This is a genomic window from Sphaerisporangium sp. NPDC004334 (assembly GCF_053602655.1).
The window spans coordinates 86,346-107,684 of sequence record NZ_JBSGDZ010000001.1; the positions used below are offsets into that span (position 1 = coordinate 86,346).

17 protein-coding genes are annotated in these 21,339 nt (G+C 73.0%); 7 read left to right on the forward strand and 10 right to left on the reverse strand.

Going from position 1 to position 21,339, the window contains the following annotated elements:
• Positions 1-30 precede the first annotated feature (30 nt).
• The gene (locus tag ACWEN6_RS00375; protein WP_452568235.1) at positions 31-1,653 is read right to left on the reverse strand and encodes a hypothetical protein; all 1,623 of its coding nucleotides are present in this window, start codon (positions 1,651-1,653) and stop codon (positions 31-33) included.
• A 522-nt stretch (positions 1,654-2,175) separates the two neighbouring features.
• On the opposite strand from ACWEN6_RS00375, the gene leuS reads away from it, so the two are divergent.
• The gene (leuS, locus tag ACWEN6_RS00380) at positions 2,176-4,641 is read left to right on the forward strand and encodes a leucine--tRNA ligase (RefSeq protein ID WP_452568236.1); all 2,466 of its coding nucleotides are present in this window, start codon (positions 2,176-2,178) and stop codon (positions 4,639-4,641) included.
• A 107-nt stretch (positions 4,642-4,748) separates the two neighbouring features.
• Here leuS and lexA read toward each other — a convergent pair whose 3' ends face one another.
• Positions 4,749-5,528: a transcriptional repressor LexA gene (gene lexA, locus ACWEN6_RS00385; RefSeq protein WP_380829646.1), complete on the reverse strand. Its 780-nt coding sequence runs from the start codon at positions 5,526-5,528 to the stop codon at positions 4,749-4,751.
• Positions 5,529-6,105: 577 nt separating this feature from the next.
• On the opposite strand from lexA, the gene nrdR reads away from it, so the two are divergent.
• The 3 genes from nrdR to ACWEN6_RS00400 all read left to right on the forward strand — a co-directional run bounded on the left by nrdR (position 6,106) and on the right by ACWEN6_RS00400 (position 10,611).
• On the forward strand, positions 6,106-6,567 hold the full coding sequence (gene nrdR, locus ACWEN6_RS00390; protein WP_354849823.1) for a transcriptional regulator NrdR: 462 nt from the start codon (positions 6,106-6,108) through the stop codon (positions 6,565-6,567).
• A gap of 122 nt (positions 6,568-6,689) precedes the next feature.
• A complete protein-coding gene (locus tag ACWEN6_RS00395) occupies positions 6,690-9,548 on the forward strand; it encodes a vitamin B12-dependent ribonucleotide reductase (RefSeq protein WP_452568237.1) in 2,859 nt (952 codons plus the stop codon).
• Positions 9,549-9,678: 130 nt separating this feature from the next.
• The gene (locus ACWEN6_RS00400) at positions 9,679-10,611 is read left to right on the forward strand and encodes a diacylglycerol/lipid kinase family protein (RefSeq protein ID WP_354917512.1); all 933 of its coding nucleotides are present in this window, start codon (positions 9,679-9,681) and stop codon (positions 10,609-10,611) included.
• Between the two features lie 49 nt (positions 10,612-10,660).
• Here the strand turns inward: ACWEN6_RS00400 and ACWEN6_RS00405 are convergent, their stop codons facing one another.
• From ACWEN6_RS00405 to ACWEN6_RS00420, 4 genes are read right to left on the reverse strand one after another with little or no spacing between them, the layout of a single operon-like run.
• A complete protein-coding gene (locus ACWEN6_RS00405) occupies positions 10,661-12,271 on the reverse strand; it encodes an ABC transporter permease (protein WP_452568238.1) in 1,611 nt (536 codons plus the stop codon).
• Entirely contained in the window at positions 12,268-13,188 is a 921-nt protein-coding gene (locus tag ACWEN6_RS00410) for an ABC transporter ATP-binding protein (RefSeq protein WP_354849834.1), read from the reverse strand. Before ACWEN6_RS00410 ends, ACWEN6_RS00405 begins: the two co-directional genes overlap by 4 nt.
• Positions 13,181-13,876 carry a TetR/AcrR family transcriptional regulator gene (locus ACWEN6_RS00415; protein ID WP_452568239.1) on the reverse strand — a complete coding sequence of 232 codons (696 nt, stop codon included), beginning with the start codon at positions 13,874-13,876 and terminating at the stop codon, positions 13,181-13,183. The genes ACWEN6_RS00410 and ACWEN6_RS00415 overlap by 8 nt, the downstream gene beginning before the upstream one ends.
• Before the next feature lie 8 nt (positions 13,877-13,884).
• Positions 13,885-15,192, reverse strand: coding sequence for an amino acid permease (locus ACWEN6_RS00420; protein WP_452568240.1), 1,308 nt, complete (start codon positions 15,190-15,192; stop codon positions 13,885-13,887).
• A 264-nt stretch (positions 15,193-15,456) separates the two neighbouring features.
• Here ACWEN6_RS00420 and ACWEN6_RS00425 point away from each other — a divergent pair, with 264 nt between their 5' ends.
• Positions 15,457-15,939: an Lrp/AsnC family transcriptional regulator gene (locus ACWEN6_RS00425; RefSeq protein WP_452568241.1), complete on the forward strand. Its 483-nt coding sequence runs from the start codon at positions 15,457-15,459 to the stop codon at positions 15,937-15,939.
• 18 nt (positions 15,940-15,957) lie between these two features.
• On the opposite strand, the gene ACWEN6_RS00430 is transcribed toward ACWEN6_RS00425, so the two are convergent.
• Entirely contained in the window at positions 15,958-17,325 is a 1,368-nt protein-coding gene (locus ACWEN6_RS00430) for an MFS transporter (protein WP_452568242.1), read from the reverse strand.
• A 79-nt stretch (positions 17,326-17,404) separates the two neighbouring features.
• Here ACWEN6_RS00430 and ACWEN6_RS00435 point away from each other — a divergent pair, with 79 nt between their 5' ends.
• Both ACWEN6_RS00435 and ACWEN6_RS00440 read left to right on the forward strand, forming a co-directional pair.
• Complete coding sequence (locus ACWEN6_RS00435) at positions 17,405-17,923, forward strand: winged helix-turn-helix transcriptional regulator (RefSeq protein ID WP_452568243.1); 519 nt, start codon at positions 17,405-17,407, stop codon at positions 17,921-17,923.
• A 237-nt stretch (positions 17,924-18,160) separates the two neighbouring features.
• Positions 18,161-18,961, forward strand: a complete 801-nt coding sequence (locus ACWEN6_RS00440; RefSeq protein ID WP_452568244.1) for an MBL fold metallo-hydrolase — start codon at positions 18,161-18,163, stop codon at positions 18,959-18,961.
• Between the two features lie 15 nt (positions 18,962-18,976).
• On the opposite strand, the gene ACWEN6_RS00445 is transcribed toward ACWEN6_RS00440, so the two are convergent.
• Genes ACWEN6_RS00445 through ACWEN6_RS00455 form a run of 3 tightly spaced genes read right to left on the reverse strand, consistent with a single transcriptional unit; the run spans position 18,977 to position 21,329 of the window.
• Positions 18,977-19,249 carry an ester cyclase gene (locus ACWEN6_RS00445; protein WP_354917539.1) on the reverse strand — a complete coding sequence of 91 codons (273 nt, stop codon included), beginning with the start codon at positions 19,247-19,249 and terminating at the stop codon, positions 18,977-18,979.
• Positions 19,249-20,307 (reverse strand): prenyltransferase/squalene oxidase repeat-containing protein, encoded by a 1,059-nt coding sequence (locus tag ACWEN6_RS00450; protein WP_452568245.1) that lies wholly within the window; start codon positions 20,305-20,307, stop codon positions 19,249-19,251. The genes ACWEN6_RS00445 and ACWEN6_RS00450 overlap by 1 nt, the downstream gene beginning before the upstream one ends.
• A 32-nt stretch (positions 20,308-20,339) precedes the next feature.
• Positions 20,340-21,329, reverse strand: coding sequence for a hypothetical protein (locus tag ACWEN6_RS00455; RefSeq protein ID WP_452568246.1), 990 nt, complete (start codon positions 21,327-21,329; stop codon positions 20,340-20,342).
• Positions 21,330-21,339 lie beyond the last annotated feature (10 nt).

Here is a 21,339-nt window from a genome sequence, read left to right on the forward strand (position 1 = left end):
GGCGGACCGGCCGGAGGCGGCCCGCCGGGATCAGGAGGCGGGGCCGGCCGGCCTGATCGAGGAGAACACGGTGTTGACATCGGGCAGCAGTTCCTTCTTGCCGTCCGGCACCGCCATGTAGACGATCACCGGCAGATCGGCCCCCGTGCTCACCGCGGCGACGACCAGCGTCGTCTTGGCGTCGCCCGCCATGACCTGGTAGGCGGCGAGGCGCGCGGGGTGCCCGCCGGCGGCGACCTTCTGCTCGGCGGTCTTGACGATCTTGTTGCCCGCCGGGAAGAACTTGTTGCGTGCGGAGAAGGCCACCGAGCTGATCACCGGGGCCAGGTCGTCCGGCTTGGCCGCGTCGTACTTCGAGGCCAGGGCCGCGGGAAGCCGCCCCGTCATGACCTGCGCGAACTGCGGCTTGCCCGCCGGGTCCGTGCCCGCGGCGACGTACTGGCGCGTGGTGTAGCCGTAGGTCTCCTGGACGTGCTGGGAGCGAAGGTCCAGCCGCCACGGCCCGCCGAGGCGCACGACGCTGAGGCCGGCGGCCTTGTCGGTGAGGATGCCGGCGCGGGGCGAGGCCTGGCCGCGGTACCTGGGCAGCCGGCCGATCGACTGCGGCTTGGTGGTGCCGGTGCCCCCCTTGCCGGAGGTGGAGGCCTTGGCGGTGCTCTTGGGGGAGGGATCACCGGAGGCGGCGGAGCCGTGCCCGCCCGAGCCGCTCAGCGGGCCCACCAGGAACGCCCACAGCAGGGCCGCCACCAGGGCGACCAGGACCGAGGCGACCAGCGCCGGCAGCCATACGCGCCTGCCGTTGCCGGCCTCGTCGTCGCCCTCCTCGCCCATCGCGTCGTAGTTCTCGCCGAAGACGGTGTTCCACAGCTCCTGCTGGCGCTCCGGGGGAGGGGTCTTGGGCCCGCTGATCTGCCCGGCGGTGACGAACGGCTTGTAGGGGTCGGCGGGGTCGTCCGGGGCGGCGTGACGACGTCCCGGCGGGGCCTCGGGCGCGGCCGGGCCGGGCACCCGCATGGTGGTCTCGGTGCCGGCCGGGACGTACGCGCCCGTCGGCGCCTGGAGCGGGCCGGTCGCGGACGGGGCCTGACGGCCGGGCACCTGCTGGGGACCGGACGGCGAGGGGGCGTACCCCTGCGGGCCGGTGGGCGAAGGCGTGTACCGCTGGTCGCCGGCGGGGGCGTAGGCCTGCGGGCCGGTGGCCGCCTGCCGCTGAGGCCCGGAAGCTGAGCCGGGGTGCGGGGTGTGCGGCTGCTGCGGGCCGGTCGAGGGGCCGTGCGGCAGGGGCCCGGTCGGCTGCGGGGTGTACTGCGGCCCGGAGGGCTGGGAGGTGTACTGCGGCCCGGTCGGCTGGGAGGTGTACTGCTGCGGCGCGTTGGGCTGCGGGGGGGTGTACTGCTGCGGCCCCGTGGGCTGGGAGGTGTACTGCGGTCCGGTGGGCTGGGGGGTGTACTGCTGGGGCCCGGTGGGCTGCGGGGAGAACGGCGGGTCGGAGAGCGGCGGCGGAGGCGGGAAGGCCGTCTGCGTGGCGGTGTCGCGAGGGGCGTGGGCGCCGTACTGCTGCCCCTCTCCGGGCGAGAGGGGATCGGCGGCGCGGCCGCCGTAGGGCGCCGGGTCGAACACCGAGGGCGATGGGGGCGGGGGAGGAGGCGGCATCTCCGGCCACGCTGGGGGTCGCGTGGACCGGCTGGACTGCTCAGGAGCCATTGCTGGCGAACCTCCCGACATCATGCCCGGATTGGGGGTGCTCGGCATGATCTCATGCGGAGCGGGGGTCTCCGCAGGAGAATCCGAGAAAGCTCCCCTGAACTGCAGGCCTGTCGGGTCGGTCGGAGGGTCCTGCATCGGCAGGCTCTCTTCCGCGACATTGGGGCCACGTGCCGGTTCATACGAGTTCGCCACGCGAAAAGGGTAAACTAAAGGGACATATGAGGTCACAACGGATCTATCACCTTTGGTCCGCCGCCTGCCCGTTTTCCCTGGGTTATCAGGGGTGCCGCCGGAAGGCCATGAAGACCGATTGCCCGCTGCGCTACCCTTGAGCTATGCGTGGCAGGACCCTGCTTCTTAGCGGGCCGCGCCGACCGAGCTGAGACACCGGTCGACGCGGCTGCCCCTCGTGCCCACGAGGGGTTTCTTTATTGGTCCAGCCATCCGCGCTGAGTCGATCCGAGGGACATGGCCGTGAGTGACGAGCAGTACGATCCGCAGGCGCTGCAGGAGAAGTGGCAGGCCCGGTGGGAGGAACTGGACGCCTTCCGCGCGAACGAGGACGCCGATGACGCGCGTCCGCGCAAGTACCTGCTCGACATGTTCCCCTACCCCTCCGGCGACCTCCACATGGGGCACGGCGAGGTCTTCGCCATCGCCGACGTCGTCGCGCGCTACTGGCTCCAGCGCGGCGACAACGTGCTGCACCCCATCGGATGGGACTCCTTCGGGCTGCCGGCCGAGAACGCCGCGATCAAGCGCAACGCCCACCCCGCCGAGTGGACCTACGCCAACATCGAGACCCAGGCCACCTCCTTCAAGAGGTACGGCATCTCCTTCGACTGGTCCCGGCGCCTGCACACCAGCGACCCCGAGTACTACCGCTGGAACCAGTGGCTGTTCAACCGCTTCTTCGAGCGCGGCCTGGCCTACCGCAAGGGCGGCCTGGTCAACTGGTGTCCCAAGGACCAGACGGTGCTGGCGAACGAGCAGGTCGTCGCCGGCCGCTGTGAGCGCTGCGGAGCCGACGTCGTGCGCCGCGAGCTGACCCAGTGGTACTTCAAGATCACCGAGTACGCCGACCGGCTGCTGCAGGACATGGACCAGCTGGGCGGCTGGCCCGAGCGCATCCTGACCATGCAGCGCAACTGGATCGGCCGCTCCGAGGGCGCCGACGTCCGCTTCGCCATCGAGGGCCGCGACGAGCCGGTCACCGTCTACACCACCCGCCCCGACACCCTGTACGGCGCGACGTTCTTCGTGGTCGCCGCCGACGCGCCGCTGGCCGAGGAACTGTGCGACCCCGAGCGGCTGCCGGAGCTCACGGCCTACCGCTCCCAGGTCGCCAAGCTGACCGACATCGAGCGGCTGGCCACCGACAAGGAGAAGACCGGCGTCTTCCTTGGCCGCTACGCCGTCAACCCGGTCAACGGCGAGCGCCTGCCGGTGTGGGCCGCCGACTACGTGCTGTCCGGCTACGGCCACGGCGCGATCATGGCGGTGCCCGCCCACGACCAGCGCGACCTGGACTTCGCGCTGAAGTTCGACCTGCCCGTGCGGGTCGTCGTGCACACCGGCCTGGCCGACCCCGGCGAGACCGGCGTGGCCACCCCCGGCGAGGGCACGCTGGTCAACTCCGGGCCGCTGGACGGCCTGTCCAAGACCGAGGCCATCGCCCGCATCATCGAGGTGCTTGACGAGCACGACGCCGGGCGCGCGGCGGTGAACTACCGCCTGCGCGACTGGCTGCTGTCGCGCCAGCGCTTCTGGGGCACGCCGATCCCGATCATCCACTGCCCCGACTGCGGCGAGGTGCCCGTCCCGGACGAGCAGCTGCCGGTCACGCTGCCCGACCTGCGCGGCGAGGCGCTGGCCCCCAAGGGGGTCTCGCCGCTGGCGAGCGCCACCGAGTGGGTCAACGTCGAGTGCCCCAAGTGCGGCGGCCCCGCCCAGCGCGACACCGACACGATGGACACCTTCGTCGACTCCTCCTGGTACTACCTGCGCTACTGCTCGCCGCACTACGAGGACGGGCCGTTCGACGTCGAGCAGGTGCGCCGCTGGGGGCCGATCGACCAGTACGTCGGCGGCTCCGAGCACGCCGTGCTGCACCTGCTGTACTCCCGGTTCTTCACCAAGGTCCTGCACGACATGGGCATGGTCGACTTCACCGAGCCGTTCGTGCGCCTGCTGAACCAGGGCGAGGTCATCAACCAGGGCAAGGGCATGTCCAAGTCCCTGGGCAACGGCGTCGACCTGGGCGAGCAGATCGACAACTTCGGCGTGGACGCGGTCCGCCTGACGATGCTGTTCGCCGGTCCCCCGGAGGACGACATCGACTGGGCGGCCGTCTCGCCGGGCGCCTCGCAGAAGTTCCTGGCCCGGGCGTTCCGCGTCATGGCCGAGGCCGGCGCGGCCTCCGCGCCGGGCGTGGACCCCGCCGCCGGCGACCTGGAGCTGCGCAAGGTCACCCACCGCGCCATCGACGAGGTCACCCGGCTGATCGAGTCCTACCACTTCAACGTGGCCATCGCCCGCATGATGGAACTGACCACCGCCGCGCGCCGGGCCATCGACGCGGGCCCCGGCGCGGCCGACCCCGCCGTGCGGGAGGCCGCCGAGGCGCTGGCCGTCATGCTGTCGCTGGTCACGCCGTACGTGGCCGAGGAGGGCTGGGAGCGGCTGGGCCACGGCCCGACGATCGTCCGCGGCGGCTGGCCGGTCGCCGACCCGGCCCTGCTGGTGCGCGAGTCGGTCACCTGCGTCGTGCAGGTGGCGGGCAAGGTCAGAGACCGCCTGGAGGTCGCGCCGACGATCTCCGAGGCCGATCTGCAGGAGCTGGCGCTCGCCTCGGAGAAGGTGCGGGCCTACCTCGACGGCGCGCCGCGCAAGGTGATCGTGCGGGCGCCCAAGCTCGTCAACATCGTTCCCTGACCCGCCGGCCGCGCACCGGCCGGGGCGGCATGCGAAACGCCTGAGCGCTCACCGGAAGGGTGAGCGCTCAGGCGCGGACGGGGAATCGCGGGGGTCGGGGGCGGCGGTCAGAGCTTGCGCAGGACCGCGACGACCTTGCCCAGGACGGTCGCCTCGTCACCGGGGATGGGGTCGTAGTTGGCGTTGTGCGGCACCAGCCAGACGTGGCCGTCCTTGCGCTTGAAGGTCTTCACCGTGGCCTCGCCGTCGATCATGGCGGCGACGATGTCGCCGTTGTCGGCCACCGGCTGCTGGCGCACGACCACCCAGTCGCCGTCGGCGATGGCGACGTCGATCATCGAGTCTCCGGCGACCTGGAGCAGGAACAGCGTGCCCTCGCCGACGAGCTGCTTGGGCAGGGCGAAGACGTCCTCGACCCGCTCTTCGGCCAGGATGGGGCCACCGGCGGCGATGCGGCCGACCAGGGGGACGAACGCGGCCGTCGGGCGGGTCACGAGCTGTTCGTCCTCGCCGGGCGCGACGGGGTCGACCCACAGCGCCGGCTCGCCGGGCAGGCGGACCTCCAGTGCGCGGGGACGGTGCGGGTCACGGCGGAGATAGCCCTTGCGCTGCAGTGCGGTCAACTGGTGGGACACGCTGGAGGTGCTGGTGAGCTGGACGGCCTCGCCGATCTCGCGCATGGACGGCGGATACCCGCGCTGCTGGACCGAGTCACGGATCACCTCGAGGATCTTGCGTTGCCGCGGGGTGAGACCAAGGGAGTCACGCCTGCGCACCGCCAGATCGCTGACGACCGTGCCGATCTCTTGCTGCTCGCTCACAATGTCCTCCTCGCCGGACGCCCCAAGGACGCCCTCTGACGCCAAACCGCCCGGCCGGCTCCCCATCCGTATTGCTCGTGTCGCACACAGCGACAATAACCCTGTTCAAGATCGTCATCAAACAGTTGTTCGAGAGTCGCCCATTCGGTGAACCGTCCGGTGAACGACATCGTACGGGAGTTCGATCGATATCGTGTTCGACTTGCGCGATCTTATGCCGGAGGGGCGCCGAAGTCGATCAACCGTGGCGGCGGTGCCAGGGTGACCGCTGATGCCCTCGTTGCGGACGAGGGGGCGCGCCCCGCGACACGCCGGTTCCACCGCCGTTCGCCCTGATGGCGGGCCCGATCGCGGCGCACCGGCGGTTCCGACTTGCGTTCATGGTGCGTCACTCCTACGGTTGGACCACAACATCTAGTAGTTACACCGATGTGGTTCACCATAGGTTGTGTTTCCGTCGGCGCGCTGAAGGCAGGCCGCAGTGCGTGCGCGAGCTTATTCGCATGCGCGCGCGAAGGCCTCTCGCGCGTCCCGCGAATGCGCAAACATAGGGCGGCTTTTACCGGGACGCGCGTCCCGGGCTCCCGCGTATTCGGGGGCGGTGCTCCTGTGACCGGTGGGAGCCGAGAAAAGGAGGCGACACATGCATTGTCCATTCTGTCGTCATCCGGACACCAGGGTCATCGACAGCCGTTCCACCGAGGACGGCGCGGCGATCCGCCGGCGGCGCACCTGCCCTGAGTGCGGGCGCCGGTTCACCACGCAGGAGACGGTGTTGCTGATGGTGGGCAAACGCAGCGGCGTGACCGAGCCCTTCTCGCGGGACAAGGTGATCGCCGGCGTCCGCCGGGCCTGCCAGGGGCGGCCCGTCAGCGAGGACTCGCTGGCGCAACTCGGCCAGCGCGTCGAAGAGAGCATCCGGGCCACCGGCTCCGCCGAGATCCCCGCCCACCAGGTCGGGCTGGCGATCCTCGGGCCGCTGCGCGAGCTGGACGAGGTGGCCTACCTGCGTTTCGCCTCGGTCTACCGGGGCTTCGAGACGCTCGCCGACTTCGAAGAGGAGATCCAGCAGCTCAGGTCGGCGCGAGCCGCCAGAGAAGGCTGATCGCCCACCGCGGGCCCGGCGGGGCCCGACGACCAGATGTTGCCCCGGCGCCGGGGGATGCCAGCGGCGTGACGATGTGTTTCCAAGACGAGGGCTCCTCGGAGCCCCGGAAGGGGGAGAGCATGACGGAGACGGTGAGCGGCTCAGTGGGGCGCGGGGGCAAGCGGCCCCACAAGGGCCTGAAGATCAAGCGCGTCTACACCACTCCCGGCGTGCATCCGTACGACCAGGTGCGCTGGGAGCGCCGCGACGTTGTCATGACCAACTGGCGGGACGGCTCGATCAACTTCGAGCAGCGCGGCGTCGAGTTCCCCGACTCCTGGTCGGTCAACGCGGCCAACATCGTCACCACCAAGTACTTCCGCGGCGCCGTCGGCACCCCGCAGCGCGAGACGAGCCTGCGGCAGCTCGTCGACCGCGTCGTCGGGGTCTACACCCGCACCGGCCGCGAAAACGGCTACTTCGCCTCCGACGAGGACGCCGAGATCTTCGACCACGAGCTCAAGCACGCCCTGATCCACCAGGTGTTCAGCTTCAACTCCCCCGTCTGGTTCAACGTCGGCACCGCCTCTCCGCAGCAGGTGTCCGCTTGTTTCATCCTGTCGGTCGACGACCAGATGGAGTCGATCCTGGAGTGGTACAAGGAGGAGGGGGTGATCTTCAAGGGCGGGTCCGGCTCGGGGGTCAACCTCTCCCGCATCCGCTCCAGCAAGGAGCTGCTGTCCAGCGGCGGCACGGCCAGCGGCCCGGTGTCGTTCATGCGCGGCGCCGACGCCTCCGCGGGCACCATCAAGTCCGGCGGCGCGACCCGCCGCGCGGCCAAGATGGTCGTGCTGGACGTCGACCACCCCGACATCGAGGAGTTCATCGAGACCAAGGCGCGCGAGGAGGACAAGATCCGCGCGCTGCGCGACGCCGGCTTCGACATGGACCTCGGCGGCAAGGACATCGTCTCGGTCCAGTACCAGAACGCCAACAACTCCGTCCGGGTCTCCGACGAGTTCATGCGCTCCGTCGAGGCGGGCGGCCGGTTCGGGCTGCGGGCCCGGCTGAGCGGCGAGGTCCTCGAGGAGATCGACGCCAAGGGGCTGTTCCGTAAGATGGCCCAGGCCGCCTGGGAGTGCGCCGACCCGGGCGTGCAGTACGACGACACCATCAACGACTGGCACACCTGTCCCGAGACCGGCCGCATCACCGCCTCCAACCCCTGCTCGGAGTACGTCCACCTGGACAACTCCTCGTGCAACCTGGCCAGCATCAACCTGCTGAAGTTCCTGCGCGAGGACGACACCTTCGACGTCGACCGGTTCGTCAAGCTGACCGAGCTGATCATCACGGCGATGGACATCTCGATCACCTTCGCCGACTTCCCGACCGAGAAGATCGCCGAGACCACGCGGGCCTACCGCCAGCTCGGCATCGGCTACGCCAACCTCGGCGCGCTGCTGATGGCCACCGGCCACGCCTACGACTCCGAGGGCGGCCGGGCGGTCGCCGGGGCCATCACCAGCCTGATGACCGGCGCGTCCTACCGCCGCAGCGCCGAGCTGGCCGCGATCGTCGGCCCCTACGACGGCTACCAGCGCAACGCCGAGCCGCACAAGCGGGTCATGCGCAAGCACGCCGCCGCGAGCGACGCGCTTCGCGCCGTGGACGCCCTCGACCGGCCGATCCTCGCCGAGGCGACCAAGCAGTGGCAGGAGTGCCTGCGCCTGGGCGAGAAGAACGGCTACCGCAACGCCCAGGCGTCGCTGCTCGCCCCGACCGGCACCATCGGCCTGATGATGGACTGCGACACCACCGGCATCGAGCCGGATCTGGCGCTGGTGAAGTTCAAGAAGCTCGTCGGCGGCGGCTCGATGCAGATCGTCAACCAGACCATCCCGCGCGCGCTCAAGCAGCTCGGCTACCAGCCCGAGCAGGCCGAGGCCATCGTCGAGTACATCGGCGAGCACGGCCACGTCATGGACGCCCCCGGGCTCAAGCCCGAGCACTACGAGGTGTTCGACTGCGCCATGGGCGAGCGGGCCATCGCCCCGATGGGGCACGTCCGCATGATGGCGGCCACCCAGCCGTTCCTGTCGGGCGCGATCTCCAAGACCGTCAACCTGCCCGAGTCGGCCACGGTCGAGGACATCGAGCAGGTCTACCTGGAGGGCTGGAGGCTCGGCCTGAAGGCGCTCGCGGTCTACCGGGACAACTGCAAGGTCGGCCAGCCGCTGTCGATCGCCAAGAAGGCCGATGAGAAGGTCACCGAGAAGGCCGCCGAGCCGGTCGTGCAGATCATCGAGGTGCCCAAGCCCAAGCGCCGCCGCCTGCCCAACCAGCGGCCGAGCAGCACCACCCGCTTCACGGTCGGCGGCGCCAAGGGCTACATGACCGCCTCGTCCTACCCCGACGACGGCCTCGGCGAGGTCTTCCTGAAGATGTCCAAGCAGGGCTCGACCCTCGCGGGCGTCATGGACGCCTTCTCGGTGGCGATCTCGGTGGGCCTGCAGTACGGGGTCCCGCTGGACACCTATGTCAGCAAGTTCATCAACATGCGCTTCGAGCCGGCGGGCATGACCGACGACCCGGACGTGCGCATGGCCGCCTCGGTGGTCGACTACATCTTCCGCCGCCTGGCGCTGGACCACCTGCCCTACGAGGAGCGGGCGGCCCTCGGGGTGTTCTCGGCGGCCGAGCGCGCGGCGCAGCAGCGCGGCGAGGACCCGGCCGCGGTCCAGGAGGTCATCATCGACACCGCCGCGCTCGCGCAGTCGGCGCCGATCGAGGACAGGCCGGAGGCCACCGGGCCGGTGGCCGAGGCGGCGCAGGCGCCCGCGGCTCCGGCGAGCCGGGCCGGCGGCACGGCGGCGCTCGAGAGCCACCAGGGCCGCACGGCGGACGCGCCGCTGTGCCTGACCTGCGGCACCAAGATGCGCCCGGCCGGAAGCTGCTACGTCTGCGAGGGCTGCGGCAGCACCAGCGGTTGCAGCTGACCGGGTCGTGACGCCGGTGGGCGGCCGTAGAGCCGCCCACCGGCGTGCACCAGGGGAACCCCGGCCCGTACCGGCTCCCCTCCCGGGTGTCCGGCGGGCATAAGCCGCCCCTGGTGGGTAGTCGTAAACCATGTCTCCAACGGTCGCGGTCATCGCTCATCGGAAGAAGACGCTCGGTGCGGGCCTGGACCGGCTCCGCGTGCTCATCACCGAGCAGGACGTCGGCGAGTTGCTCTGGTACGAGGTGCCCAAGAGCAAGAAGGCGCCCAAGAAGGTGCGCAAGGCCCTGAAGGAAGGGGCCGATCTGGTGTTCGTGTGGGGCGGCGACGGCATGGTGCAGCGCTGCGCCGACGTGATGGCCGGGTCGGAGGTGCCGATGGCGATCCTGCCCGCCGGGACGGGCAACCTGTTCGCCACAGAGATGGGCATCCCGATCGACCTGGAGGAGGCCGTGCGCATCGGCTTCCACGGCGAGCACCGGAAACTGGACCTCGGCGTGCTCAATGGGGAGCACTTCGCGGTCATGGCGGGCGCCGGGTTCGAGGCCAAGATCATGGCCGACTCCGACCGGGACGCCAAGGGCCGGCTCGGCCGCCTGGCCTACATCAGCGCCGCCGTGCGGCACGTCGGCGGGCCGCTGGTGCCGATGACCATCAAGATCGACGGCACGACGTGGTTCGAGGGCGACGCGAGCTGCCTGCTGCTCGGCAACGTCGGCACGATCACCGGCGGCATCGAGGCGTTCGACGACGCCCGTCCCGACGACGGATGGCTGGAGGTGGGCGTCTCCACCGCCAAGGGCCCGATCCAGTGGGCGCGGGTGCTCGGCCAGATGACCGCCGGCCGCTCCGACGAGTCGCCCTTCGTCCGCATCACCCGGGCCAGGAAGGTCACCGCCACCTTCGGCGCCCCGCTGATGTACGAGCTGGACGGCGGCGACCGTGAGGAGGTCACCGAGCTGAAGGCCTCCATCGCGCCGGACGCGCTCACGGTCCGCGTCCCCGCCGTCCGTGAACCGGTCGGCGCCGGCGCCGGAGGCGACCAGGACGCCGCCCAGGCGTGACCGACGGCGAGAGGGCCGGTCCCGTCGCGGGCCGGCCCTCTCTGTGCGCTCAGGCGGCGGGGATGTCGCGGCGGCGCAGGGCGGCGAGGCCGGCCCCGGCCAGCACCGCTGCCACGACGGCGAGCCACAGCAGCGGCGTCACGCTCATCGGGCCCCCGGGAAGCCGCGGCAGGTGGGTGAACGGCGAGACCTCCAGCAGTCGTTCGTCCACCCGCAGGGCCGGACCGACCAGCCCGATCAGCAGGCAGATCGCCAGCGCTCCCCAGCTGACCGCCGCGAGGCGGGGCAGCAGGCCGAACAGCAGCACCGCGACCGCGCCGAGGACCCACACCGCCGGGAGCTGCACCATGGCGGCCCCGAGCACCCGGGGCAGCTCGCGGCCGACGTCGCCGGTGTTGAGCCCGTGGGTCAGCCCCATGGCCAGCCCGGCGGCGGCCAGCGCCACGGCCGGGCCGAGCAGCGAGAAGGCCAGATGCCCGGCGGCCCACCGCACCCGGCCCACGGCGGTGCCCAGCACCGGCTCTGCCCGCCCGGAGGACTCCTCCTCGCGCGCCCTGAGCGTGGCCTGGATGGCGTACCCCGCCGCGAGCAGCCCGAACAGTGCCACCAGGCCGGAGAAGTAGCTGTCGACCAGCCCGCGGACCCCGCCGATGCGGATCATGATGTCGCTCATCGCGGGGGCGTCCCGCACCAGGTCGCCGATGCCCGCGGCCAGGTAGCCGAGCACGACGCCGAGCGCGAGGAACCCCGCGGTCCAGCCGGCCAGCAGGGAGCGGTGCAGGCGCCAGGCCAGGCCGAGCGGCGAGCGCAGGCCCGGACCCGCCGAGGCGGGGCCGAGGCGCTGGGGCAGCAGGCCGGCGCCGATGTCGCGCCGCGCCGACAGCGCGACGGCCACGGCGACCAGCAGCGCGGCGACGCCGGCCGCCAGGGCCAGAGGCCACCAGGTCTCGTCCGCGTACGGGCGCACGCGGTGCGCCCAGCCGATCGGCGACAGCCAGGAGGCCCACGTGAGCGTGCCGTCGCTGGACAGGGCGCTCAGGTCGCCGGTGACACGCAGGACGAAGGTGGCGCCGAGCAGGCCGATGGCGATGCCCCGCGCGCCGCCGGCGCCGCCGGTCAGCTGGGCGGCCACGGCCGCGACCGCGGCGTAGACCCACCCGCAGGCGGCGAAGCCCAGCCCGAGCGCCCACGACCCGGCGGCGGGCAGGCCCTGGCCGACCAGGCCGCCCGCCAGGATCGCGCCGAGGACCAGGTCGGCGGCCATGGTGACGGCCAGCGCGGCGGCCAGTCCCGCGTGCCGGCCCATCACGGTCGAGCCGAGCAGCTCGCGGCGGCCGGCCTCCTCCTCGGTGCGGGTGTGCCGGATCACGGTCAGGATGCTGAACAGCCCGATCACGATGGGAATGAAGCCCGCCCGCCAGGCGACGAGCTCGCCGAGGCTCGAACCGTGCAGCGGGCCGTACAGGGCGACGAACCCGCCGTTGTGCCCGCTGGCCGCCGCGTACGCCCGCCGCCCGGCCTCCGTCGGGAACAGGCCGTCGATGGCGGCCACGTAGGAGACCGGCACCAGGCCGACGAACAGCACCCACAGCGGGGTGAGCACCCGGTCGCGGCGCAGGATGAGGCGGATCAGCCCGCCCACGCCCGTCAGCTCCCTCATCGCGACACCTTCTCCTCGGCCGCCGCCGCGCCGGACCTGTCGTAGTGCCGCAGGAACAGCTCCTCCAGCGTCGGGGGGCGGCTGACGAGGCTCCGAACCCCGGCGGCGGCCAGCTCGCGCAGGACCGGTTCGAGGGCGGCGGCCTCGACGTCGAAGCGAACCCGGCCCTCGCCGGCGCGCAGGTCGTGCACGCCGGGCAGGGCGGCCAGCCCGTCGGCCGGGGCGGTCAGCTCGGCGTCGATGGTGGTGCGGGTGAGGTGGCGCAGGTCGTCCAGCGTGCCGGTCTCGACGGCGCGGCCGTCGCGGATGATGGTGAGCCGGTCGCACAGCGCCTCGACCTCGGCCAGGATGTGGCTGGACAGCAGCACGGTGCGGTCGCCCCGGCGCTTCTCCTCGCGGATGGCGTCCCGGAACACCTCCTCCATCAGCGGGTCGAGCCCGGAGGTCGGCTCGTCGAGCAGCAGCAGCTCCACGTCGGAGGCCAGCGCGGCGACCAGGGCGACCTTCTGCCGGTTGCCCTTGGAGTAGGCGCGCCCCTTCTTGCGGGGGTCGAGGTCGAAGCGCTCCAGCAGCTCGGCCCGGCGCTGCTTGTTCAGCCCGCCGCGCATGCGGCCGAGCAGGTCGATGACCTCGCCGCCGGACAGCTGGGGCCACAGCGTGACGTCCCCCGGCACGTAGGCCAGCCTGCGGTGCAGCTCGGTCGCCTCGGCCCACGGGTCGCCGCCGAGCAGCCGCGCGGTGCCCGCGTCCGCGCGCATCATGCCGAGCAGGACGCGGATCGTGGTGCTCTTCCCCGCGCCGTTCGGCCCGAGGAAGCCGTGCACCTCACCGGTACGGACGGTGAGGTCCAGGCCGTCCAGCGCCCGCGTCGGCCCGAAGGTCTTGACGAGCCCGGACGCCGAGATGGCGTCAGTCATCGTGGTGCTCCTCATCTCGGCCGGGCGCGCCTTCGCGCTCGGCTGGGGTGGCCCGGAGGGGAGTGCGGTCGAGGGCGTCGTTGAGCACGGCGGCCTCCTCCGGGCTGATCAGGGGGTGCGAATAGATGTCGACCATGGCCAGGGAGAGCAGCCGGTCGCCTTCCGGGCTGAACATGTCCACGCCCATCCCCCGGGAGACGTGCTCGTAGAGGACGGGGATCGCCAGCGCCATCGCGGTGCCGAGCGTGGCCCGGACCTTGCGGTCGACCTTGGGAGGGTCGGGCCGTCTGGCGTCGATCTCGGCGAGCCATTCCTCCGACAGGCGGACCATCTCGTCGAACAGCGCCGCGGCGGCCCCTTCGGACAGGGCGCGGGCCATGTAGCGCTGGTAGGGCTTCAGCGCGGCGCGGGAGGCGGCCACGCTGCCCATCTGGCCGCGGGAGACGTCGCCCTTGGCCAGGTCGTTCAGCCGGCGGACCATCTTGACCAGGTGGTCGTCACACGCCTCGCGCAGCCCCTGTTTGGAGCCGTAGTGGTGACGCACCAGCCCCGGGGACACGCCCGCCTCGGCGGCGATCCCCCGGATCGTCGCCCGTTCGAGCCCGTGCTCCCCGAACTGGCGCAGCGCCGCCTCTCGGATGCGGGCCCGTGCGGTCAGGTCCTCATGGTCCGGCCCGGTCGCCGTCACGCCTTCTCCTATCTCTTGGTGCAGGTTCCTATTCGCTTGTACATGAGACTACACACGCGTATAGCGTTCGTCCATCGCCCCCTTGGCCGGGTCAGCGCCGCGACGGCCGCCAGGCAGGCCGGCACCGCGAGGTAGGCGCCACAGGACAGCAGGACGACGACGGTGAACACCGTCGCGACCGCCGCCGTCCACCGCCCGCGGCCGCTCAGCAGGCGGGTCGCGGCGGCGCAGCCCGCGAAGGTCACCGCCGCCAGGCACGCGGAGGTGACGCGCATGAGCGTGTCCAGGTCCAGCGAGAAGGTCACGCTGATCGCCACCGACCCCGCCGTCAGGACGGCGGGCAGCGCGAGGCCGCGGCCGGCCGCCGCGCCCGTCGCCAGATGCCGTGGCAGCGCGCCCTCCCGGGCCAGCGTCACGCCGAGCCGGGCCGCGCCGGCGATGTAGGTGTTGACGGCCCCGAAGGACAGCAGGACGGCCGCCGCCGCGGCGGCCGGGCCCGCGGCGGGGCCGAGGCCGTGCCCGAGCAACGTCGCGAGCGGCACGGCGGCCGTGGCCGCTCCGGCGCCCAGCACGCCCACCGTCGTCACGGCCAGTGCCAGGTACAGCACGCCCGCGACGAGGAGCGTGAGCGCCGTGGCGCGGGGAAGGTCGCGGCGCGGGTCGGCGAAGTCGCCGGACAGGTGGCTCGCCGCCTCCCAGCCCACGAAGGCGAAGAACAGCACGCCCGCCGCGTGGCCGACCCCCGCCCAGCCGTGCGGGGCGAAGGGCGTGAAGCCGCTCGCGCGGATGTGCGGCGCGGCCACCAGCACCGCGACGACCAGTAGCAGCGCCAGCAGGCAGGTGAGGACCAGTTGCAGCCGTCCCGACACCCGTAGCCCCGCGTGGTTGGCGGCGAACGCGGCCGTCAGCAGCATGACCGCCACCGCGGGCGTGCCGCCGGAGCCGAGGTTGAGCACCTCCCCGACGTACTGCGCGCCGATGAGGGCGCCGGCCAGCACGCCGATCGGGATGGAGAAGTAGAACCACCAGCCCACGACGACGGAGGCCGACGGGCCGAACGCGCGCGCGGCGAACGCCGCCACGCCTCCGCCGCCGGGGAAGCGCGCGCCGAGCACGGCGAAGGTGAGGGCGACGGGCACGCTGAGCGCGAGCAGGCCGGCCCACGCGATGACCGAGGCGGGGCCGGCCGCGTCGGCCGCGAGGCGCGGCAGCGCCAGGACGCCGGGCCCGAGCACGGCGCCCACCAGCAGCGCGGTGCCCTGCCCGAGGCCCAGCCGGTGCCCGCCCGCACGGGGCGCGGCGGTACGGGGCGGCACGGCCGGAGCCGGGGGAGAGCCGGCGGGGTTTTCGCGCGTCCCAGGGCGGGAGCCGGCGGAATCGCCGGAAGCCACCCGGGGAGGGCCGGTGAGGTCACAGGCCGGCTGGCGAAAGGCGGTGGGACCGTCACACGTCCCACGGGGTGCCTTCGTCGGAGGTCGCATGGCGGATCCCTTCAGACGGTCGGTGAACACCGTCGAAGCTAGCCATACGACCGTTCAGATATCCCCTCGATCGAACGTGCGGCCGGAAGTGGTGGCAGAATGCCGCTCGTGGACGAACTTGATTCGGAGATAGTCCGCCTGCTCCAGGCGGACGCTCGGCAGTCCAACCGTGAGCTGGCCCGTCAGCTCGGCGTCGCCCCCTCGACCTGCCTCGAACGGGTGCGCTCGCTCACCCGGCGCGGGGTGATCCGCGGCTACCACGCCGACATCGAGCTCGGGGCGCTCAACCGGGGCGTCCAGGCGATGGTGTCGGTGCAGGTGCGCCCGCTGAGCCGCACGGTCATCACGGCGTTCAAGGAGTCGGTCGGCAGGCTGCCCGAGGTGCTCAGCGTCTTCGTGCTCTCCGGGGGCGACGACTTCCTGCTGCACGTCACGGCCCAAGATCTGGACCATTTGCACGCGTTCCTGCTCGACCGGCTGAGCAAGCGCAAGGAGATCGTGAGCTTTCGCACCTCGATGGTCTTCCAGCGCCTGCACAACACGGTCCTGAGCAGGCTTCCCGACCCGACGGCGCTCGACTGAGCCCCCCGGCGGGGCACCTCACGCCCGGTGGGTGCGCACCAGCGCCACGGCGAGGGCGGTGAGCAGCATCAGGGCGGAGCAGACGGCGATGCCGATGTCGATGCCCCCGGCCGGCCCGTGGCCGCCGACGATGGCCGCGATCATCGCCACGCCCAGCGACGACCCGACGTAGCGGGCGGTGTTGTTGGCGCCCGAGCCCATGCTCACCCGGTGCTGCGGCACGCTCTCGATCGCCAGGTGGGTGAGAGCGGCGTTGACCAGGCCGCTGCCGACGCCCGACACGGCCAGGCCGAGCACGACCTTCCACCAGGACCAGCCGGTGACCAGTCCGAGCAGCACCGGCGTGCCCACGCCCGACAGAGCCAGGCCGAGCGCGAGCCTGGCCCTGGCGTGCGGGAGGAACCTGCGGGCCTGCAGGGCGGCGACGAAGGACAGGCCCGACCAGATGCTGAACAGCGCGGCGCTGCCGAGCGGCGTCATGCCCCGGGTGACCTGGAGCACGGTGGGCAGGTAGCTCATCAGCCCGATCAGCGCGAAACCGGTGACGAGCGCGCCGCCGGTGGCCACCAGGAACGGCGGCCGGCGGAACAGGCCCATGTCGAGCATCGGCTCGCGGCGGCGGGTCTCGATGACGGCGAAGGCGGCCAGCAGCACGACGGCCGCGGCGAAGGCCCACAGCACGACGGGCCTGCCCCAGCCGAGCCGTCCTTCGACGACCCCGGCGATCAGCGCGGCCAGGCCGAGGCTCAGCGTGACGACACCCGGGATGTCGACCCGCCGCGGCTCGGCGGCGCGCGACTCCGGCAGCGACCGGTGGGCCACCACCGCCAGCACGGCGGCGGACAGCGCGACCGTCCAGTAGACGCCGCGCCAGCTCGCCGCGGTGGCGAGCACCCCGGACACCAGTGGGCCGAGCGCGACGCCGAGCCCGAGCATCGCCCCGTAGAGGCCGGTGGCACGGACGCGGTCGTGCCCGGCGGGGAAGGCGTGCCCGATGATGCCGAGGCTGGCGGCGAGCAGGGCCGCGCTCGCGCCTCCCTGGACCAGGCGGGCCAGGACGAAGACCAGCGTGGTGGGGGCGAGCGCGGCGGCGACGCCCGCGGCGGCGAGCGTGGCCGTGCCGGCGACGAAGGTCCGTCTGCGTCCGTGGTCGTCGGCGATGGCCCCGGCCACGAGCAGCAGCGCGGCGAGGCCCAGGGAGACGGCGTTGAGGATCCAGGCCGGGCCGGTGGGCCCGGCGCCGAGGGCCTGGGCGGTCTCGGGCAGCGTGACCATCGGCACGGTGTAGTTCAGCAGCGCCAGCAGGGGAGCGGCGCACGCCACGGCGAGCGTCGTACGCGGCGTCTTGCCTGACCGCGGAGGCACGGTGACGGCAGTGAGGGACACGGCGGGGGCCTTCCCATTAGTTCATTGAATGAACCGACAATAACACGGCTCGGTTCGTTCAATGAACTAAGATGGTGGCATGGCACTGGGCAAGAACTACGACGGGCAGAACTGCGCGCTGGCCAAGGCGCTGGAACTGCTCGGCGAACGCTGGACCCTCCTGGTCGTGCGCGACGCGCTCTACGGCGTGCGCCGCTACGGCGACTTCCTCGCCCACCTCGACATTCCCCGCGCCGTGCTGTCGCAGCGGCTGCACACGCTGGTGGAGGCGGGGGTGCTGACCAAACAGCGCTACCAGGACTCGCCCGCGCGCGAGGAGTACGTGATCACCGCCGCGGGCCGCGAGCTGTGGCCGCCGGTCTACATGCTGGGACGATGGGGCGAGCGGCACGCCGTCACCAACGAGCCGTGGCGGCTGTTCTTCCACCTGCCCTGTGACGCGCCTCTCGACCGGTACGCCGCGTGCACCGCGTGCGACGCGCACACCGAGCCCGACCAGGTCGAAGTGCGCCCCGGCCCCGGCCTGCCGAACGACCGGGAAGACCCCGTCACCGTGGCGATGCGCACCCCCCACCGCATGCTCACCCCCCTTCCCTGACCCCGCCGGTTCCGCGGCCGGGCACCCCCGAACGCCTGGGGACCGTGCCCGCCGTACCCACGCCGTGCCCGCGAGCACGTGGAATGCCAGGACGCCCGAACCTGCGCCGCCGCGTGGGCGCGGGTCGTGCCGCGGGCGGGACCCCCTCGTGGTCCCGCGTCCGGCCGTGGACTCGCCGCCGTCGACCCCGTGTCCCGCTCGTTAGACTGGGCCGGTCGTCGAGGGCGGAGGGCGCGGATGGGGCGGTGGGTCGAGGTCGGTGACCGGGCCTGGGCGCGGCGCCATGACGAGCTCGACCTCACCCTCGGCCTGGTGGCGGGCGACCGCGCCTGCCTGGTGGTCGACACCGGCGCCGACGAGGCGCAGGGAGCGGCCTTCGCGGCGGCCGTGCGCGAGCTGACCGGCCTGCCGTGGTCGGTCGCGCTCACCCACGCCCACTTCGACCACTGCTTCGGCACGGCGGCCTTCGGAGAGTGCGCGGTCTGGGCGCACCCCGGTTGCCGCGCCGAGCTGGTCGCGACCGGCGAGAGGCAGCGCTCGGCCTGGGTGGAGCACTACCGCAAGGAAGGCGACCCCGAGGCGGCCGGACGTCTTGCCGCCGCGCGCATCGTCCTTCCCGATCGCGCGGCCGGGACGGCGACCGAGCTCGACCTGGGCGGCCGGGTGGTGCGGCTGGCGGGTCCCGGCCCCGGGCACACCGGTCACGACCTGGTGGTCCACGTGCCCGACAGCGGCGTGGTGTTCGCCGGCGACCTGGTCGAGCAGGGCGCGCCCCCGGCCTTCGAGGACGCCTTCCCGCAGACCTGGCCCTCCGCGCTCGACCGGCTGCTGGAGCTCGCCCCGCGCACGGTGGTCCCCGGGCACGGTGACCCGGTGGACGCGGCGTTCGTCGCCCGGCAGCGGGACGAGCTCGCCGAGGTCGCCCGGCTGTGCCGGGCCGTCGCCGCGGGCGAGCTGACCCGCGCCGAGGCGCTGGCCCGCTCGCCGTACCCCGAGCCCTTCACCTCCGACGCCCTCGCCCGCCCCCTCGCGCCCTGACCCGCGCCCCGGGCGCTACTCGGCTCTCGGGCGGGTCGCGAGGCTGGAGACGATGACGACCGTCGCCGGCTCGCCGGTCGGCGCGTAGTTCCCCACCCGGCCGGTGTGCGTGCCGCGGGCCGTCACCACGACCGCGACCGACCCCTTGTCGTCCTCCACCCGCTCCTGGACGGAGAACGTGGCGTCGGGGAGCGCCTCGCGGATCATGGCGGTCAGCCGCCGCACCTCCTCCGGGCCCGTCGCGCGGATGCGCACCGGGAGATTCTTCGGCGTCGCTTGCTCTGACATCACCTTTCTCCTTTCAACGCGTGCTTTCGCGTGGGCCGGCTCTCCGGGCCGCTCTCCGGGCCGGCGGCTTGACGCAGCGCGTGCACGGCCGCCGCGCCGGTGAACAGGCGGCGCCAGTCGGGCACGACGATGTCGAGGCCGAGGATCGACTCGGTCCAGGTGACGCCGCGCCACGGTTCGACGACGGCCGGCCGGGGAACGCGCAGGATGGGCTCGGCCGGCCAGCTCCCGTCCGGAAGCTGGTGCTCGGCGAGCCACCGGACGCCGCCCGCCACGGCGCGTTCGAGGGCGTCGCGGTCGTGGTGGTCGTCCCGCAGCGCGCACAGGGCCTGCACGGCGAGCGCGGTCTGGAACGCGCCGCTGCCCTCCCGGTGGCCTCCGGACCATCCGCCGTCGGCCCGCCGGCTCCGCAGCAGCCATCCGGCCGCGCGGGTCAGCGTCCTGCCGGTGCCCGGCAGCTCTCGTCCGGCGGCGCACAGCGCCTGGACCGCGCGGCATGTCGTGTACAGCCCGCCCACCCACCAGTAGGCGTCCCAGTACCCCGCGGGACGCTGGCCGCGCTGCAGGAAGGTCAGCGCCGCGTCCGCCGCCGCCTTCGCGCGGTCGCCGTCGACGCGGCTCAGCAGCAGCGCCACCATCGCGGTGACACAGGGATGCGCCGCCGTCCACCCCGGGGCGTCGTCGGTGGGCGCGCGGAACCGGACGAGCCAGGCGTCCAGGTCGTCGACCGTGGTGAAGCCGCCATCGGGGGCCTGGGAGGCGAGCAGGTGGTCCAGCGCCGGTTCCAGCAGCGCCCGGTCGACGCCGGGGCGGTCGACCAGGAACAGCAGGGCGTTCGCGGTGGAGTCGATGTCGCAGGGCCAGTGGCCGTTGTACCCCCAGGCTCCGCCGGGCGAGCGGTTCTCGACCAGCCATCGCGCGGCCGCGTCCAGGACGGGTCCACCGACGCCGGCCCGGGCCAGGTTCCAGCCGACGTAGCCGGTCGCCCAGGACGTGCTCTGCTGGGTCAGCACCAGGAAGTCGCCCCAGTGGCCGTCCGCGTACTGCTCCCCGCTCATGTGGGCGACGGCGGCGCGGACCGCCTTCTCGCTCAGGTCGGCCGGACGCGCGGCGGTCCGGGGGCGCGGGGGGCCGGTGGTGTGGCCGCGTGCCGCGGCGAGGTGACGGGCGCGCGTCTCGGCCAGGTCGGAGCGGAGCCGAGCACCTCGCCGTGCAGGCGGGCGAGCATGGCGGCCCACGAGACCGGGGGCAGGTCGGTGACGGCGGCCATCGAACGGGCGAGGTGCTCGGTCGCGGCGTCCAGGGCGCTCTCGGCGATGCCGCCGTAGTGGAAGGCGCGGGCGGCGGCGGTCAGTCGCGCCTCGCGTTCCCCGGCTCCGGGCGCGGCCGCAAGCGCTTCGGCTTGGGGCGTGGCCGGATGCGCTTCGGCTTGGGGCGTGGCCGGGAGCGCTCCGGTTACGGGCACGCCGGGGAGCGGGCCGAACGCGGGCGTGCCGAGCGCGTCCAGCACGCGGGCGACGACCTCCGAGCGGTGGCCGCTGAGGAAGTCCCGCTTCCACCGCACGCAGTCGCGGTAGAGCACCAGGCCGGCGTAGAGGTGCGTCTGTGACTCCTGGACCGGTGGCAGGATCTCCGGGTCGCCGCCGCAGGCGGCGAAGGCCGCTGCCGTCGCGTGCGGCAGGCGGCTCCAGGCAGGGAGCACCGCGGGTTCGGGGCCGTCCGCGAGCAGCCGCCAGTACGGGTCGCCCGGCGGGATGAGCGGCTCGAGCCGCCTCCGCGCGAGTTCGTGCAGCCAGGCGCGGGCGCTCCCGGCGCCGGACGTCTCGTCTTCGCCGCGCGCGCACGCGTCCCGCAGCGCGGAGGCCATGCCGTGCGCCCGGGCGGCCAGGCCGATGCGGCGCGCGGCCTCCAGCGTGACCGCCGGGAAGTGCTCCCACAGCAGGAAGGGGAAGTGGTCGAACAGCGCCTCGGCGCCGTGGCGCCCGAAGGCGCCGGGCCGGCCCTGCTCGCGCTGCCAGGCCGACCAGAGCGCGCCGAACCTCTCGTCGGCGCGCCGCGTCTCGACCATGAGCAACGTCATCCCGGGCCCC